Source organism: Aeromonas sp. FDAARGOS 1418 (genome assembly GCF_019048585.1).
Taxonomy (GTDB): domain Bacteria; phylum Pseudomonadota; class Gammaproteobacteria; order Enterobacterales; family Aeromonadaceae; genus Aeromonas; species Aeromonas caviae.
In genome coordinates this window covers 3,481,498-3,498,919 of the sequence record NZ_CP077387.1, presented here as the reverse complement: position 1 = coordinate 3,498,919, position 17,422 = coordinate 3,481,498, and the positions used below count along the sequence as shown (strand labels likewise).

Annotated in this window: 13 protein-coding genes and 3 tRNA genes; 7 read left to right on the top strand and 9 right to left on the bottom strand. The window is 56.0% G+C overall.

The features are described 5' to 3' along the window. From I6L48_RS16210 to I6L48_RS16170, 9 genes are all read right to left on the bottom strand, one after another. Positions 1–450, bottom strand: a complete 450-nt coding sequence (locus I6L48_RS16210) for a hypothetical protein (RefSeq protein WP_201872401.1) — start codon at positions 448–450, stop codon at positions 1–3. 118 nt (positions 451–568) lie between these two features. Next, a complete protein-coding gene (locus I6L48_RS16205; RefSeq protein ID WP_010674393.1) occupies positions 569–1,054 on the bottom strand; it encodes a YqhA family protein in 486 nt (161 codons plus the stop codon). An 82-nt stretch (positions 1,055–1,136) separates the two neighbouring features. Beyond that, a complete protein-coding gene (locus I6L48_RS16200) occupies positions 1,137–1,838 on the bottom strand; it encodes a peptidase (RefSeq protein WP_010674394.1) in 702 nt (233 codons plus the stop codon). Between the two features lie 31 nt (positions 1,839–1,869). Next, on the bottom strand, positions 1,870–2,670 hold the full coding sequence (locus tag I6L48_RS16195; protein WP_010674395.1) for a transglutaminase family protein: 801 nt from the start codon (positions 2,668–2,670) through the stop codon (positions 1,870–1,872). Beyond that, on the bottom strand, positions 2,667–3,593 hold the full coding sequence (locus I6L48_RS16190; protein WP_039038937.1) for an alpha-E domain-containing protein: 927 nt from the start codon (positions 3,591–3,593) through the stop codon (positions 2,667–2,669). The genes I6L48_RS16195 and I6L48_RS16190 overlap by 4 nt, the downstream gene beginning before the upstream one ends. Next, positions 3,587–5,023, bottom strand: a complete 1,437-nt coding sequence (locus tag I6L48_RS16185) for a circularly permuted type 2 ATP-grasp protein (RefSeq protein WP_010674397.1) — start codon at positions 5,021–5,023, stop codon at positions 3,587–3,589. Before I6L48_RS16185 ends, I6L48_RS16190 begins: the two co-directional genes overlap by 7 nt. A gap of 358 nt (positions 5,024–5,381) precedes the next feature. Next, complete coding sequence (locus tag I6L48_RS16180; RefSeq protein WP_216987447.1) at positions 5,382–7,094, bottom strand: hypothetical protein; 1,713 nt, start codon at positions 7,092–7,094, stop codon at positions 5,382–5,384. A gap of 237 nt (positions 7,095–7,331) precedes the next feature. After that, positions 7,332–7,407, bottom strand: a tRNA-Asn gene (locus I6L48_RS16175). 2 nt (positions 7,408–7,409) lie between these two features. Next, positions 7,410–7,485 (bottom strand) — tRNA-Asn (locus I6L48_RS16170). A 467-nt stretch (positions 7,486–7,952) separates the two neighbouring features. Here I6L48_RS16170 and dauA point away from each other — a divergent pair. The 7 genes from dauA to I6L48_RS16135 all read left to right on the top strand — a co-directional run bounded on the left by dauA (position 7,953) and on the right by I6L48_RS16135 (position 17,406). Then, positions 7,953–9,689 carry a C4-dicarboxylic acid transporter DauA gene (dauA, locus tag I6L48_RS16165; RefSeq protein ID WP_216987446.1) on the top strand — a complete coding sequence of 579 codons (1,737 nt, stop codon included), beginning with the start codon at positions 7,953–7,955 and terminating at the stop codon, positions 9,687–9,689. Between the two features lie 270 nt (positions 9,690–9,959). Beyond that, a tRNA-Ser gene (locus I6L48_RS16160) sits at positions 9,960–10,047 on the top strand. 83 nt (positions 10,048–10,130) lie between these two features. Then, entirely contained in the window at positions 10,131–11,435 is a 1,305-nt protein-coding gene (locus I6L48_RS16155) for a site-specific integrase (RefSeq protein ID WP_234921177.1), read from the top strand. Positions 11,436–11,671: 236 nt separating this feature from the next. Continuing rightward, positions 11,672–12,823, top strand: coding sequence for a site-specific integrase (locus tag I6L48_RS16150; RefSeq protein ID WP_216987445.1), 1,152 nt, complete (start codon positions 11,672–11,674; stop codon positions 12,821–12,823). 83 nt (positions 12,824–12,906) lie between these two features. Beyond that, positions 12,907–13,875: a site-specific integrase gene (locus I6L48_RS16145; protein WP_216987444.1), complete on the top strand. Its 969-nt coding sequence runs from the start codon at positions 12,907–12,909 to the stop codon at positions 13,873–13,875. Between the two features lie 569 nt (positions 13,876–14,444). Next, entirely contained in the window at positions 14,445–15,797 is a 1,353-nt protein-coding gene (locus tag I6L48_RS16140) for a virulence-associated E family protein (RefSeq protein WP_216987443.1), read from the top strand. A 973-nt stretch (positions 15,798–16,770) separates the two neighbouring features. After that, positions 16,771–17,406, top strand: coding sequence for a hypothetical protein (locus tag I6L48_RS16135; protein ID WP_181497390.1), 636 nt, complete (start codon positions 16,771–16,773; stop codon positions 17,404–17,406). Positions 17,407–17,422 lie beyond the last annotated feature (16 nt).

The window sequence follows — 17,422 nt, the reverse complement described above, 5'->3', positions numbered from 1 at the left end:
TCAGGTGCGCCATTTCAAGATGGTCCAGCGCCAGGCGTGGCGCAGCACCAGGGGCGTCAACGCGAGGGCGCTCAGCCAGTGGGCCCAGCTGGCAAGGTTGCCGAGGCTGTCCCCCGGGGTGCCGTGCAGCACCAGCACCACTCCGCTTGCCAGACAGACCAGCAGCAAGGCTTCGATGATGCGCCCGGTGGTGCGCAGAAAAGGCTTGCGGCTCTTGCGCAGCAGGCTGCGATGGGAGAGCCAGAAGGCGCCAAACAGCAAGGGGAACAGGGTGAGCGAGAGGGCGACGTGCAAAAACAGGTTCCAGCGCGCCAGGGACCAGGTCGGTGTCAGGGGTTCCCACAGCAGCAGACCGGAGAAAAACATCAGATAAAGGGCACCCTCGGCCGCCTGATGGTGATAGGCCAGCCATTGCCAGCATTGTCGTGGTGAGAGGGAAAGACTCGTCATGGGTGCTCCAGCTCCCGGGCGGTTCAGCCCGGGGCGAGCAAGTTTACAATGCAGTAAGGGTAATGAAAAGAGTTATCAATTCGGCTCTTGATGAATAGACCCTGAATGGCGCCGGGCCCTATTTGTGCTCCGCCAGCCGCTCGGTCACCGCATAGATAAGTGCCGCGGTCGAGAAGGCGAGGAAGACGATGACCGACCACTTCATCTCGATCTCGTTGCCGGTGCCGTCGTCGAGGAAGGCTTTGAGTACCTCGATGCCGGCGATGGTCACCAGGGAGTTGATGACGATGAGTTTGAGGGACGCGAAGTTGATCTTGCTGAGCCAGTTGTCGCCAAGGGCTGCTCGCTGCTCCGGAGTCTTGATGAACTGCACGTAGCCGCAGATGGCCACCAGGATCAGCATCTGGGCGACCAGCACGAAGTCCACCAGGGTGAGTACCCCCGTGATGAGATCCAGATAGTGGATGTCGATGATGTCGCGGCACAGCACATAGAGCTGCATGGCGAACTTCACCATCAGGAGGGCGACACAGATAAGGATGCAGACATAGAAGGGGAACATCATCAACCGGCTGCCGTTGAGCATGACGTTGAAGCGGCGCATGGGAAACTCCATCGAAAAGGAAGGCAGCCAGAATATCCGGAAAGAAAGGAGCGGAAAAGCGCCTTGGCGCCTCCCGCCCGGCCTAGAGGGGGAAGGTGGGAAGGCCCTGGAACAACTGCTGCAACCCCTCGCCCCAGGCCTTTCGCAGCGCCACGAAATGGGGATTCTGTTCGGTGATGCGGTGCTGGTTCGTCGCCGAGAAGCTGCCCTCGTGATAGACCAGGGCATCCAGGGGCAAGCCCACCGACAGATTGCTGCGCAGGGTCGAGTCGATGGAGATGAGGGCGCACTGCAATGCGGTCTGAAGCGGCGTCTCATGGTGAATGATGCGATCGATGATGGGTTTGCCGTACTTGCTCTCACCAATCTGGAAGTAGGGGGTGTCGGCGCTCGCCTCGATGAAGTTGCCCTCCGGATAGATGTGGAACAGGCGGTGGCGCTCCCCCCGGATCTGCCCCCCCAGCAGGATGTTGCAGCCGAAGTTGATATGGCCCTGCTGCTGACCCCCATCCCGGCTGATGACGGTGCGTATGGTCTGGCCGATGAGGGCGGCAGCCTCGTAGAGGCTGGGGAGGGCAAGGAGCTCCTGCCCCTCCGTCAGCAGGCTGATGACGCTCTGGGTGGTGGCCAGATTGCCCGCGCTTTGCAGCACTATCACCCTGTCCTCCCGGGTGAAGAGGTGCAATTTGCGGAAGGTGGCGATGTGATCCACCCCCGCATTGGTGCGCGAATCGGACGCAAACACCATGCCGTCTTGCAGGCACATGGCGACGCAATAGGTCATGACCGCACTCCCGCCAGGACTCTCCCGGTCTTCATTGCTGCTGTCCATCCAGGCGGGTCACCTGCGCCTGGCTCTGCAACTGTTCGCACCCGCCGCCATAGCGCACGCCGCGCACCGGACAGGCATCCAGATAATCCATGCCGACCGCGAGCTTGAGGTGCTCGCTGGTGGAGCTGGTGAGGTTGGTGACGTCGAACGTGTGCCAGCGCTCCTCGATCCACACCTCGGCCCAGGCGTGCATCGCCACGTGGCTGTTGTCCTGGCTGTAGAGGTAACCGCTCACGTACCGGGCCGGCAGGCCGGCGTGGCGGCAGCAGGTCAGGAAGACATGGGTGTGGTCCTGACAGACGCCGCTGCCCGAAGCAAGGGCCTCGTCGGCGCTGAAGGTGGCATCCGTGCTGCCGGGCTGATAGGGCATCAGCACCAGGATGCGTGCCATCAGGCTCTGCAAGTCGGCCAGGGTCGGCTCCTCTGGCAGGCAGGCCTTCGCGAGATCCTGCAGGGCCGGGGTCGGGCGGGTGAGGGGGGTGGGCCTCAGGTAGCTCAGGGGAGAGATGAGGGAGGACTCCTCATCTTCCGGGGCGTCGTCGCAGATCTCCACCTCCCCGTGGGCGCGGATCAGGATCCCCTCGTGGGGGGACTCCAGGCTCAGCACGTGCAGTATGTTGCCGTAACCGTCCGTGGTGCAGGTGGCCTCCCCCGGCAGCTCCAGCTCCCAGGAGAGGATCTGCTGGCGGGCCGTGCTGTGGGGGGTCAGGCGCAGGTACTGGGTGCTGCGGCGCACCACGTCGGCATAGTGGTAGCGGGTCTGGTGATCGATGATGAGTCTCATAATACCTCCAGGTAGGCGGCGTGGATGCTCTGGCCTATGGCGCCGATGTCGCTGAGGAAATCACTCAGGTACGCCTGCATGCCGAGGGCAAAGACATCGTCGATGGCGCCATAGGTCAGATGGGCGTTGAGTATGGTGGTCAGGCGCCGGGGCGTCTGACCGGCGTTGCCCTCGATCTGGGCCAGGATCAGCTCCATCTCGTCGAGACAGGCCCGCAGGGAGCGCGGCACTTCATTGCGCAGGATCAGCAGCTCGGCGATGGAGGCATGGGAGAGCGTCTTGTAGAGGGTCTGGTGGGCCTCGTAAGCACCCACTGACCGCAACAGGGCGTTCCAGCGGTAGAACTCGCGAACGCTGTCCTCGTCCTCCCGGATCACCTGATACTTCACGGTCAGGATGCGTGCCGTGTTGTCGGCCCGCTCGATGAAGGTGCCAAGGCGCAGGAACCAGAGCACGTCACCGCGCATGATGGTGCCATAGGTGGCGCCGCGAAACTGGTGGGAGCGTTCCTTGATCCAGTCGAAGAACTCCTGGGCCTGGCCGCTGGAGAGCCCCGCCTGGCGGCGCCGGCGGATCTCTATCCAGGCGGCGTTGATGCTCTCCCACACCTCACCGGGGATCTTGCCCCGCACGGCGTGGGCGTTGTCCCTGGCCATGCGCAGACAGCTGAAGATGCTGCTCGGGTTCTCCTCATCGAAGCAGAAAAATTGCAGCAGGTTCTCCATGTTCACCTGGCCGTAGCGGGCCAGGAAGGGCTCATGGGTGCCGCTGATGGTGAGAGGCGCCACCAGCTCGCTGTGATCGGCGTCGATGGAGGGCATCAGCGACATGGTCTGGGTGACGTCCAGCATGCGCGCCGTGTTCTCCGCCCGCTCCAGGTGGCGGGACATCCAGTAAAGTTCGCTTGCGGTGCGGCTCAGCATGGGCTGCCCTCCATGACCCAGGTGTCCTTGGTGCCACCACCCTGGGAGGAGTTGACCACCAGGGAGCCTTCGGTGAGGGCGACCCGGGTCAGGCCGCCCGGTACCAGGCGCAGCTCCTGCCCCGTGAGAACGAAGGGGCGCAGATCGATGTGGCGAGGGGCGATGCCGGCGTCGACGAAGGTCGGGCAGGTGGAGAGGGAGAGGGTCGGCTGGGCGATGTAGTTGTCCGGCCGCGCCTTGAGCAGCTCGCGAAAACGGGCCAGCTCCTCGCGACTGGCGCAGGGGCCGATTAGCATGCCGTATCCGCCGGCGCCATGGACCTCCTTGACCACCAGCTCCTCCAGATTGGCCAGCACGTGGGAGAGGGCAGCCGGCTCGCGGCACTGCCAGGTGGGCACGTTGTTGAGAATGGGATCTTCCCCCAGATAGAAGCGGATCATCTCCGGCACATAGGGGTAGATGGACTTGTCATCCGCCACCCCGGTGCCGATGGCATTGGCCAGCACCACGCCGCCGGCGCGGTAGACCGAGAGCAGCCCGGGCACGCCGATGAGGGAGTCCGGGTTGAAGGCGAGGGGATCGAGGAAGTCGTCGTCGATGCGGCGATAGATGACATCTACCCTTTTCAGCCCCGTGGTGGTGCGCATCAGCACCTGGCCATCCTTGACCACCAGATCCGCGCTCTCCACCAGCTCCACCCCCATCTGCTGGGCGAGGAAGCTGTGCTCGAAGTAGGCGCTGTTGAAGCGTCCCGGGGTCATCACCACCACGCAGGGGTTGTCCACCGGGCTGCTCTCGCGCAGGGTCTGCAGCAACAGGGCCGGGTAGCGCTCCACCGGGGCGATGGGCTGGTTGTGAAACAGCTCCGGGAAGAGGCGCATCATCATCTTGCGGTTCTCCAGCATGTAGGAGACCCCGGAGGGGGTGCGCAGGTTGTCCTCCAGCACATAGTACTCACCGTCGTGGTTGCGGATGATGTCGACCCCGGTGATGTGGACATAGGTGTCCCGGTGCAGGTCGACCCCCTGCATGCAGGGCTGGTACTGGGCATTGGTGAGGATCTGGGCGGCCGGGATCACCCCCGCCTTCAGGATGCGCTGATCGTGATAGATGTCGTGCAGAAAGGCATTGAGGGCGGTGACGCGCTGGCGGATCCCCTTGTCCAGATGTTGCCACTCCCGGGCGGGAATGATGCGGGGAATGCTGTCGAACGGGATGAGGCGCTCGGCGCCGTCCCCATCCCCGTAGACGTTGAAGGTGATGCCGACCCGGCGAAACAGCAGGTCGGCCTCTTCACGCTTGCGCTCTATGCTCTTCTCGTCGGTCTGGTGCAGCCACGAGAGGTAGGCGTGGTAATGATCGCGAAACTGGTTGTCGGTGAGCAGCATCTCGTCGTAACAACCGGGTCCGGGGGGCTTGATAGGCAGCATAGGCAACTCCTTGTGACGTCCCTGCGTACATCACAAAGTGCAAGGGCTGTGCCAGCCAATTGAGTCGCTATCGAGGCCAGTGTCAGTAATTTTTTATTGAAAAATCATATGGATGACTTTTATGTCATCAAGGGGCAAGGCAGGGCGCACCAGAGTGGTACCCCATAGAGGGTAAGCCTGCGCCATCTTGTGGCAACAGGCCATGAGGGCAAGGGACGGGCGCATCGGGATGCGGGGGCGGAAGGCGAGCGCCCTTGCCCCGAGGTGGGGCAGGGGGATAAGAAAGAACCCGACCGATGGCCGGGCTTGGGGTGATTCAGGCACCGGGAGTGGAGGGGCGGCCTGCTGGCCCCAACGTTCAACCTTCTGGATGGGGATCATGCAGGGACGGGGCCAGGGCAAACCAGGCCGAAGCCAGGTCCGGGCTGCCCAGCGGCGTCGCGGCCATGAGGTCACGAACGTCAAACTCGTCCGGCACGCGGGCGGCGTGATGTTCCCAGACATGATCCAGCGTGGCTTCCTGCCGTGCGGGCAGGGCGGCAATCTCGGCGGGGCTGCAAAGCCCGTGATGCAGGAGCTGGGGAGCATAATCGAGCATGAGCTGCTCCCGGCAGGCCGTGCGGATGTCGTCCCTGCTCCCCAGGTGACGCAAGGCTTCCAGGTTGCCAGCAAGCCAGCCGAGGCGGGCCGCCTCGCAGCCGAGGTCGTGCCAGGCGGCCAGTTTGTCCGTCGCGTCGGCCAGTTGCTGATTCATCTGTCGGCGCATCCGCAGCAGCAGTTGGCCCAGGGGTGTGCCGTCATCCAGGGATTCATCAGGCCAGGCCAGAATATCCTTCGCCACCTTCATCAGGACGGGCATGCTGTCTCCCTCGGCGGTGCCGACCAGATCGCACAGTTGCAGGGTAGGAGCGATGCGATTTCGCAGGAATTTTCCCTGGGCACCACACCGCTGCATGCAATGTTGCAGGGAGGTTCGCATCAGTTCGACGGCGACGGCCTTGACCAGGCCTGCGTCGGTCTGAAAGCGGGAGGAGTGCCGTCCATCCGGCAAATGTCGCTGTTTTATCCCTTCATACAGCGCCATGGCGGCCAGCCCCGTCACATAGGCACGAGTCAGTATCCGGCGGTGCAGGGCATGGTGCGCCAGCGGTATGACCCGCCCGTTGTGGGCGTGCAGCGGTCGATGCTGCGCGTAGTGAATGGCCAGTGCGAGGCTCAGTTTCAAGCCGGGGATCAGGGTGGCGGTCAGCACCAGTTTTCCCCATTCAACACGGCGCAGGGAGCTGAAGAAAATGTCGCGTTGGCTGGCAAGACGAGAGTGAAAGATGCCCCCAGCACTGATGTCGTGCTCATGACCCCTGAGCCATGCCCTGCGGGGGAGCGCCACCTGCTCGAAGGTGATGATGGCGTGATCCACCACGTCGAAGTAGGGGAGGTCGAGCACGTCCGGGCTGGAGACGCTGACCCCCTGACACAGTGCGCCACGGGCGTCCCGGCAGGGCACCAGAAAGGGATGAATGCCGCAGTCTTGCTCGCCGACCCACAATCTGGCCATCACCACGCTGCTCTTGGGTTGCCCTTCCAGGGCGATGTAGGGCATGAACTTGGCGGCATGCCGATGGGGGGTATGGAGGATAAAACCGTCAGTGGCACAGTCGTAGCGGACTTCGGTTGCCATGCTCATGGCATTGTTGCCACAACCGAGCTCGGTGACCAGATAGAGCCCGTGAGTGCGCAGGGCCAGAGCCTCCTCAATCTGACCGATGATCTCCGGATGGTGCCGATCCCCCAGCTCCAGCAGCGTGCCGAGATAGAGATTGTAATGACTGGCCAGCAAGGGGCAGAGCCCCCCTTGCCGGGTCAGGCAGGGAGACTCCATCAGGGTGAGGAGGGGGGCCAGGTCGTCAACGATATCCTCTTGCCCGAGTGCAGCCGTGCTGGCGACAGTGTGGAAAATCCGGTAGATGGCCCGGGTCCGTTGTGCCTTCTCGAGATGATGGAGATCGGGGAACAGGGTGTCATTGAGTGCCAGGGCATGCAGGCGACTGGCCAGTGAAGCAGGGTGTGACATGATGGCTCCTTGACTGGGTAGATCCAAATGGTCCTTTTCGAATCAATCATAGTCTTTGGGATCTCTGTGACACCCTGGTGACGCGCCTAGGGACGAGTAAGGGTCGTCATCGAAGGCCATGGGGAATCAGGAAAGCAAGCAGGTGGCGGTTTGGCGCGCCATCGGGCAGGGGGGCCGTGGACAGGCCCGGAAGAGCAGATATGAAAAAGCCCAGCCAAAAGGCTGGGCTTTAAAATGTGGCTCCCTCGACAGGACTTGAACCTGTGACATACGGATTAACAGTCCGCCGTTCTACCGACTGAACTACGAGGGAATTGGCTCCTCCTACTGGACTTGAACCAGTGACATACGGATTAACAGTCCGCCGTTCTACCGACTGAACTAAGGAGGAATAGCCTGTCTCGTCGAGACGGGGCGGATATTAATGGCCCATCTCCCGGGTGTCAACCCGCCTGTCGGCGTAAAAAATGGCTTTTTGGCCCGTTTGCCCAAAACTTGGGCAACGCGGACTATTTTCAGCACAATCAGGAGCTTGAGATCGCGCCTTCGGTCGGGTTGTGCCTGCTTGGTATCCTGATTCCCGCATACTGCCAGGAGGAGGCGTGGTGTCGTTCATCCGCAGAGTACCGTGCCCGGGGAAACCTGCCGTGGCGGGAAACGGCGTTGATATTCGGGGTGTCACCGACAATATTGCGCGCTCATGGCCATTTCTTGATCCTGCCCATCGAATTATCTGGCCGGGTCGGGTATGGTTGCCTTCGATACCATCGCCGCGTCGACAGCTCTGCCGGCCCTTGATGATGATCGGGTGCCGGTTCACCCCGGCCTTTGTCTCCCTCTTCTGGTATTACCCTAGACATGCACAATCAAGCTTCCTTACAAGGCGTGAAGCTGGCCATCGCATTGCGCCAATCCTGCATTGACGAACCCTACAGCGTGGCGCGCTTTGGCCGCGACCTCATCGCCGGCATCACGGTCGGCATCATCGCCATTCCCCTTGCCATGGCGCTGGCCATCGCCAGTGGGGTGCCGCCCCAGCACGGGCTTTATACCGCCATCATCGCCGGCATCGTCATCGCCGTGACCGGGGGATCCCGCTTCTCCATTTCGGGCCCCACTGCCGCCTTCGTGGTGATCCTCTACCCGGTGGCCCAGCAATTTGGCGTGGGGGGTCTCTTGATGGCGACCCTCATCTCGGGCTGTTTCCTGGTGGCCATGGGCATGGCGCGTCTCGGGCGCCTCATCGAGTACATTCCCCCCTCGGTGACCCTGGGGTTCACCGGTGGTATCGCCATCGTCATCGCCACCCTGCAGATCAAGGATTTCTTCGGCCTGCAGGCCCTGGAGATGCCGGAAACCTATCTGGGCAAGGTACAGGCGCTGGCCCATGCCTTGCCAAGCTGGCAATGGGGAGACACCCTGGTGGGTGTGGCAACCCTGGCGGTGTTGCTGCTCTGGCCGAGATTGCGCCTGCCGGTACCCGGCCATCTGCCCGCCGTGCTGGTGGGGGTGGGGCTCGGGTTTGGTCTGCACCAGTTCGGGGTGGACGTCGCCACCATCGGCAGCAAGTTCAGCTATACCCTGGCCGACGGCAGTCAGGGCATGGGTATTCCCCCCATCGCGCCGACCCTGGTGATGCCCTGGGCGCTGCCGGGGCCGGACGGGGCGCCGGTGGAGTGGAACCTCGCCGCCATCGAGCGGCTGCTGCCCGCCGCCTTCTCCATGGCCATGCTGGGGGCCATCGAATCCCTGCTCTGCGCCGTGGTGCTCGATGGCATGACGGGTCGCAAGCACAGCTCCAACGGCGAGCTGGTGGGGCAGGGCATTGGCAACATCCTGGCCCCCTTCTTCGGTGGCATCACGGCGACGGCCGCCATCGCGCGCTCCGCCGCCAACGTGCGGGCCGGTGCCACTTCTCCCATTTCCGGTATTGTCCATGCGCTGGTGGTGCTGGCGGCCATCCTGGTGCTGGCTCCCTGGCTCTCCTGGTTGCCGCTCTCTGCCATGGCCGCCCTGTTGCTGCTGGTGGCCTGGAACATGAGCGAGGCCCACAAGGTGGTGGATCTGGTGCGCCGGGCGCCCAAATCCGATGTACTGGTGCTGCTGGTCTGCCTGTCGCTGACCGTCATCTTCGACATGGTCATCGCCATCACCTTCGGGGTGATCCTGGCCTCTTTGCTGTTCATGCGCGAGATAGCCAAGATGACCAGGCTGCACAACCTGGCGGATCACAAACGCTATGCCAGCGAGGTGTCCCCCTCGACCCTTGTCTACAAGATCAACGGGCCACTGTTCTTTGCCGCCGCCGAGCGGGTCTTTGACGAGTTGCTTGCCCAGGTGAAGGACCACAAGGAGTTGATCCTGCAAATGGAGGCGGTCTCCATCCTGGATGCTGGCGGTCTCACCGCCTTCCAGCAGTTCGCAAAACGCATGGCCAAGGCGGGGGTCCGTCTCAAGGTGGCTGAATTGCAATTCCAGCCCCTCAAGACCCTGGCGCGGGCCAAGGTACGTCCGGTGCCGGGAGAGCTGGAGTTCTACGGTTCGCTGGAAGAGGCGATTCGAGGAGAACATTTGCACGAAGAGGTTGAAAATTGATGGAAAGGGATAGGAAATGGCATATTTTTAGTCACTTGGTTCGCTTATTGAGCAAACAGTGGCAAAAGATAAAAAATTGCATTGACCGCCTCGCGCCTATCCCTTACATTACGCCCCGTTCCAGCGCAACGGCGCAGCGAATTCGTGTTGGCTGAACACGTTAAAGCACAGACCAAAATTGGGTGCGGTGTCCGAGTGGCTGCCCACCGACGAAGTCGGCAAGATGCACGTTTACGTGCTCCGAAAGCCACTTCAAAGAAGTAAAAATTTGGTGAGGTGTCCGAGTGGCTGAAGGAGCACGCCTGGAAAGTGTGTATACGGCAACGTATCGAGGGTTCGAATCCCTCCCTCACCGCCAAATATAACCCGTTGAATTTCAACGGGTTTTTTCATTTCTAGACTTACGTGATTTTTTTCCTGGATCAACTGGGTGGAACAATCATGTATCTGAGTAAAAATGCCTCCGGCACCTACTACACTCGTCTCCCGCTGCCTAAGTCACTACGTGACCGTGGCTTGCCCTTCGCTATCCGTACTTCCCTTTGCACCAAAGATCGTCAGCTCGCTGTAGACCGAAACCTGGCTGTGGCAGCTCGTACTCGCGCACTTATCGCGGCTACCCCTGCTGATACTTCCCCTCGCAGTTTCTATCGCTGGATCCGCGCCGATCTTGACGCTTTCAAAGCTGCTGGGTTCATCCCTCCTCAAACACCTTCCACACCTCGTGAACCTTCTGTTGATGCCTCAGCTTGCCCCAGCAGTGGGATCATGCTCACCCACGCATTGGCGAAATTCATCGAGACTAAAACCAGTGAGGGGATCCAGCATAGGTCGGTGGGCCAGCTCCAACTTCGGATCAACGCCTTCGTCACCTGGGCCAAAGGGGTCAAAGCCGATCAGGTGACCCCAACCTTGGCGCAGGAGTACCGCAACATCTTGCTGCGCAAGACCAACCTCAGTTTCAAAACCAAAGGGGATTACCTCGCCGCCCTGAAACAGTTCTTCCGTTGGTGCGTGGCACTGGACTATTGCAGTCGTAACCCTTTCGATGGGCTGACGGCAGGTAAAAGACCGAACAAACGGGCGGATGAAGAGCGAGTGCGCTGGCATCGCCCTCAACTGGCCCAACTGTTTGCCAGCCTGCGCAGCAAACAATCCCAGAAAGGCCAAAAATTGAAAATGCAAGACTGGTGGGTACCGCTTTTGTGCCTGTACGCAGGGCTGCGTCCCTCTGAGGCCTGTCAGCTCAAAACTCTGAACGTAAAACAGGTCGAGGGGATTTGGTGTCTGATGGTTGATGCGGGAGAGGTGGATCAGCAGCTCAAGAGTGCCAATGCGTACCGTACCGTGCCGCTACATAGTGCGTTGATCGGACATCAATTCCTGGACTATGTGGAGAGTCGTCGCGGTCAGGGGCAGGTATTTTTGTTCGACGACAAACCATCAGGCAAAGACGATGACTGGGCGCATAACATCACCTGTCGCTTCCAACGCCACCTCAATGATGCTGGCATCGTAGGTCAGGGCCGCCCCACCATTTACGGGATGAGACACTCGTTTATCGATGAGCTGCAACAGGCGGACGTTGCTGAGCATATTGTGGCCGAACTTGCGGGACACAGTAAAAATGGCCTGACGTTTGGGCGCTACGGCAAGCGACTAGGTATTGCGTTGCTGCGAGAAAAAATCGAGTTAATCCCCAGCGATTTAGTCGATTTTCGAATATCAGGCGAAATAGGCATTTGAGTGGGTGAGGTATACCCACTCACGTGCTCACCTGGCAAGGTAACATGTTGATTTTCATCATTAAAATAGCGTGACTGGCTTCTGATGTTACTGGTCATTAATTTGACAATTTATTTATTTCAAATATATTGAAGGTTGACATTAAATTAGTTTTTGTTAGGTTTCACTTTTTATTTGACTTGGTTTTTACTGAGTGTAATCCTGCGCGAAATTATAATAATAAAAACAGGGCGCACATGAAAAACAACAAAAATCTAAAATCAGATCCTCGTGAAAAAACGTTCAAAACCGCAGTAGAGGAACACCTGAACATAAAATACCGACAGGTATCAGACGCAACCCATGATATTTTGTGTAGAAAGTCCATGCAGCTTATCCGTAAATGGGGAAAAAAGAAGCTGATTGACATTAATGCAACTGACATCGAAATCTATATTGCCAAACTGCTAAAACGCCTCAAAGGCAACACGGTCAATCAGTATATTGACATTATGCGACAGGTATTTAACAGGGCCTATCGAGATGGCATTATAAAAATCAATCCGATGTGTCATGTTAAAAATTGTCGATTTGAGGTGGTCGAGCCTCAGCCATTCTTGCAATCAGAGATCCAGTTATTTATTGCACATCAACATATCAACCCTATTGGTGCAGCAATAATTCAGGTTGGTATTTCCACTGGACTGCGGATCAGCGAATTGTTGGCAATTAGCCGTGAGGCTATCGACCTGGATAAACGCACACTGCGTGTTGATCTGGCCTTGGTAGATGGTTGCTATAAAACGCCTAAAACCAAAAGCTCCTGCCGAACAGTCGAGTTGACTGTCCCCGCAGTGCAGGCACTACGCACTCTTCTGGAGCATGCTAGGCATCGCAAAGAGAAAGCGATTTCGGTCATGTGTGCTGACAATCGTACACGGATCAAACTGCGCCGGACTTTATTAGCCTATTATCCGGATAAGCGACGTCAATACACCAGCGTCGATGAATTCAGAGAGGATTTTTTTGAGCCGTTTTGTGCCACAGCGGGGGTTGCCTACCGAGGGCCATCACAATTTAGACATACCTATGCCAGTCAACTGTTGTCCGCAGGTGTTAATATCGAATGGATTGCCAAACAGATGGGGCATACAAGTACCGCAATGATCAGGCGTCATTATGGAAAATGGTTAGTTGAGGATGCTGCGGATTTCAAAACATTAGCCGAAAACGCTCTTGCTCGTTGTTTCCGCCTTAATGAGATGCAGGCTTTGGTTCCGGCCAACAACTCAAAACTGGACATGACTAAATTAATTGCCGACCCACAAATTCAGCAATATTTATTAGGGCTGGTTGCTCAATCAATGAAAAACATACATGTTGGTGAACCGCATTCTCAATCAGATTAGCGATAACTACTGTGATTCATATCGATATATTATTGATTCGATAATACGTTAAATAAGGGCCGTTAAGAGCCTAAGGAATAAAAATGGCTACAGAAAAAACAAAACTAGAATACGAAAGGTTGGCAAAACATTTCTATCTTCGCCTTGAAAGAAAAAACATCAAGGTTACAGCTAAAAACATTTCAGATGAGCTGTTGGCCTGCGCGCCTGAATATCGTCCTGACTACTGGCGTCGCCTGCGTGGAGCACTTGTCTATCATCAAAAAAATCTGGGTTATGTCGAGGCCGCTGAGCGCATTATGGGATTACGTAATCCAGTCACGGCTCAAGGTGGCAATACTCCAGTTAAGAAAAAGCAGAACAGGGTTAAGAGCATCAATCCTGCTGACCAAACCGCGCTGATCGATTATTTCAAAGCGCGGGATGATATAAGAATGGTTGCTGCGATAATACTATTTTCCTACATGGGCATCAGGCCCGCTGAACTTGCTGACATTACAGTAAATGGCGATAAAGTACGTATTGTTGGGGCAAAAAAGAGCCATGATGGTATTCGTGGTGCAGACAGGACTCTGCAATTTGAAGGCGTTGACCCTCGCTGGTTAAGCTCAATAGTCAGAGAAGCACAGTTCGCCAATATTAAATCGTTGCAAGATAAACTTCGCATTGCAGGAAAAAATTTATGGCCGAAGCGCAATCATCTCCCTACATTTTATAGTTGGCGTCATCAATTGGGTTCAGAGCTCAAAGCCTCCGGAATGGACCGTGTACAAATTGCCTATTTGATGGGACATCAGGCCACAGCCTCAGTTAATCGTTACGGAAATCGAAAATCAGCAAGAGGAGGACGTTTACCGAGTTGTCCTGCTGATGCTGACCTGAGCCACATTAGAGTGACTCACAGCGTGCCGTCTGCGGATAATAAAAGCTATATCCAGCCAAATACACCAATAATGGTGGTCGAGCCAAGTGAGGAATCAAATGTTAAGCGGAAAGGAATGGCTGCATTTATAAATAGAGACAAATCAAAAGATGATGGTTTCTCGCGGTAATATTCTCAATCTTCACTCATCAAAAATAGTCATGCTCGGACATATAAACACCTAATGATGGTCTTCATTGGCGTGAAAAATATAACATGTAGCGCTTACGGATGCGCACGTAAGTGCGCCATGAAAAGAGTCGAAAGTACGCAAAGAATACAACCGTAAGTATGATTTAAAACACACCGTAAGCACGGCTGTTGAAAACCATACTTACGCACGTAAGTATGGGGGTGTGTCGAGGTTACGAGACCGGAACCCCCGTAGGTTGCGCAGCGACCGGAGTGGGGTGGAGAACCCTTTTTTATGGATGGTATGAAGCGGTCAATATGGGATGACGAAGGAGGCGGGTATAGGGGTCAAGGTGGAGTCTGACTCGGGACGAGGAGGAACAACCTTGACGCCTATATCTCGGTGACGGTCATCCCATATTGATGGCGCAATACCATTCATAAAAACGGTTTGAATTTAATTGAGTGGAGCCATGTATGTTTTAACTACCCCACTCAATTAAAAAGTAGAAAATGGCAGAGGTTATATATAACAACAATCAGGTGATAACACCGAGGATAATAAAAATGAAAAATAATAAAAACAAAACAGCGGGGTATGATATTCCGTCATATGACGGTCAGAAGGACGGTGCTGCCACACAACAGGTGCAGCAGGCTGTCAGGTCGGTGATGCAGGGTAAACTGCTGACTCTGCCGGATATGAGCCCTACTGGCCGCCCCATCAAAACCAGCTCGAATTTGTTTGCTCTTATCACATTCAACGGTTGGGAGCCACGCTACAACCTGATGACGGGTGAGGCAGAACTGGCTGATGCGGATGGTGAGCGTCTGGGAGGCTCTGAGGCGGGTCAGCGATCCGCGCTGGTTGATGCCTGCCAGTTGGCAGGTGTGCCGGATGCCGTGATTGAGGAGCACCTGATCGCAATTTGTGAGCGCCACAGTTATCACCCTGTGCGTCAGTGGCTCGAACGTGGGGCACCGTGGGATGGGAAACCGCGCATCGATGCGGTGATTGCTACCCTCAATCCTGCTAATCCCGTCTATGCGAGTGCGGTGTTACATGAATGGCTGGTTGGGTGTGTCGCTGCACTCTATCAACCGCGCTGGTACTCGAAATTGGTGCCTGTGTTGGTGGGGGCACAGTCCTATCGAAAAAGCGCCTGGGTGAGCCGTCTGGCTACTGTGGTGCAAGGTTCGACCCTTGATTGTGCCATCAATCCAGACAAGCCTGATGATGTTCGTCGCGCAGTGTCTGCATGGGTTGTGGAGCTGGCTGAGCTTGAGAGTACGACCCGACATGAGGCGGGTAGCCTCAAGGCTTTTTTGACCCGAGAGAACGACAGCTATCGCCTACCCTATGCCCGCAGCATGACCACCAAAAAGCGCCAGACTTCCTATATTGCCACGGTCAACGGGACGGATTTTCTCAAGGATACAACCGGTAACTCCAGATTTGCTGTTATCGAGTTGGCTGCGGCAGCTGATGTTGAGCGCCTCAATACGGTCCTGGGCTGGAGCTGGAGTGCAGGCCGTTTGTCCCAGACAGACCCTGAGCAACTGCGCCAGTTTTGGCTGGAGGTAAGGGAGCGCTATGAGTCAGGAGCAACGTGGTTTCTGGATGATGCAACAGCTGCACTAGCTGCATCGGAAAACGATGCTCACACAGACAAGGGTCCATATTATGAGGTTATTTACCACCACCATCTATCGCGTCCACTGGCCTCATCTGAATGGCTCACGGCGAGCGAGCTGTGCGCCCGCCACGGTGAGAGGCTGAGCATGGCGAGTAGTTGGGGTAAGGCACTCCGGTTGCTCGCGAGCGAGGGCAAGCTCCAGAGCCGCAGGGTGCGTTCTAATAGGACCGAGTACCTGCTGCCCGTCGATAGCCCCAAAGAGAAGGGCAAAGCCGACAAGTGACTCTTAAGCCCTGCCGATAAGGCGGGGCTTTTTCTGCCCGTCTATTGGGCAAATGATTAATTGGTTAAGTGCATGTTAAGTGGTTTTTCTAGCTTCTTAACCAGCCTCAAACCCTCGCCATTACTGACCTACAGTGGTTTTTGGTTAATTGATTAAGGTGATTTATATATAAACACGGAGTAAACCTTGATAAGAGCCCATCCAGCACTCACCACGCTTCATAGCAACTTCACTTACTCAGCTTAACCATCATTACCTCAAACGCAGTCATGGCAAGGGTTTGAGGCTGATTAAGAGGGGATTCACTCGCTTAACCTGCATCTAACCAAAATAACCCATGACATCCAATAAAGAATGCTGATCACTACCACAACTCGGCTGGTGAATTAGGTCGTAGAGGCTATAAAACGTAAACTGGGTAGAATCTGATTTTCTTATTGCCGTTGAGTGCTCAACGGCAGATTAGCCATATCACCCCTTCTGCGCCCTTGTTGGTGATTATCAGTCCGCACGAGTCATGCCAAGCAACCAAGCCGTTTCATTGATAATATTGGTTTTAGTCGTGATATAGCTCATGTTCATGGTTGTAAAAGCATGATAGTGTTGAATAAATCATGGGTAAGGCCCAAGTGAGCTCAGCGTTATAGATTACTCGTTTCATTGTCTCAACCGGCTAGTGGTATCGTCGATTGAGCCGTGGTGCAGGTCAAACACACTCTGCCCAAAGGAAGCATGGGCACAGAGAATCGATTGCAATACCGCAGACTGGGGTGGTGAGCCAGTGTGCGGTAGCTTTACCTAAAGGTGGATAATGTGCTGCGTATGTCCGAATGGTCTCGTTGTTCTTGCACAGTTCTCGGAGCGGAGCCCAGCACCTCTTGCCAGCTGATGGTTAACAAAGGAGTCGTGTGATAGTTTATCATACTGTACAGCGGTCGCCCTTTAGTAAGTGTTATGCCCTTAAGGAGGTAGTGTGCCGTATCAAGTGATGAGACGAGATCTGACAGATACCACTCGGAAGTGTGATTTCTGCCCACAGTATTTAAGTTCTCTTAAGGCCTATGTCTTAAAAGATTTAGAGACTGGGAAGTTATTTTATGCAGGACCTACATGCGCTAAAAATAAAGCAGGGGAAGGCTCAACGGTTGGAGTTCCTGACTTAACCAAATTTACATTATCAGCAAATGATAGAGAATGTAGTGGTTCCGGTGGACAAGGTGGAACGTCCGAAGTTAACCCAGAAAAAAATGCAATAGAATACCTTTTGTTAAGAGAGCTGAAGCTTGTTTCTGAACTTAACTGCTCATACTCAGTATTGAAAAATTATTATGAAAAATATTGCTCCACAGAGCTTTCAGAAGCCGACGTGCGTCATGTAAATAATATTGCAGCTAGAGCCCCTGATAACCTCAGTCCACACTCACTCCAACGAACATATAATTGTTTGTTTTGGATTGATGTAGCCATCGAGAAGCTGCCGCCAGAAAAAACTGATTTTCTAAAAGGTGTCAGAAAGACCATTCTCTCAAAAGGGAAAGTTTATGACAAGCAAATATCATCCATAAATAAGTGGTTTAAAAATATAAATGGTGTGCCACAGTTAAAATAATTCATAGTAAAGCTAC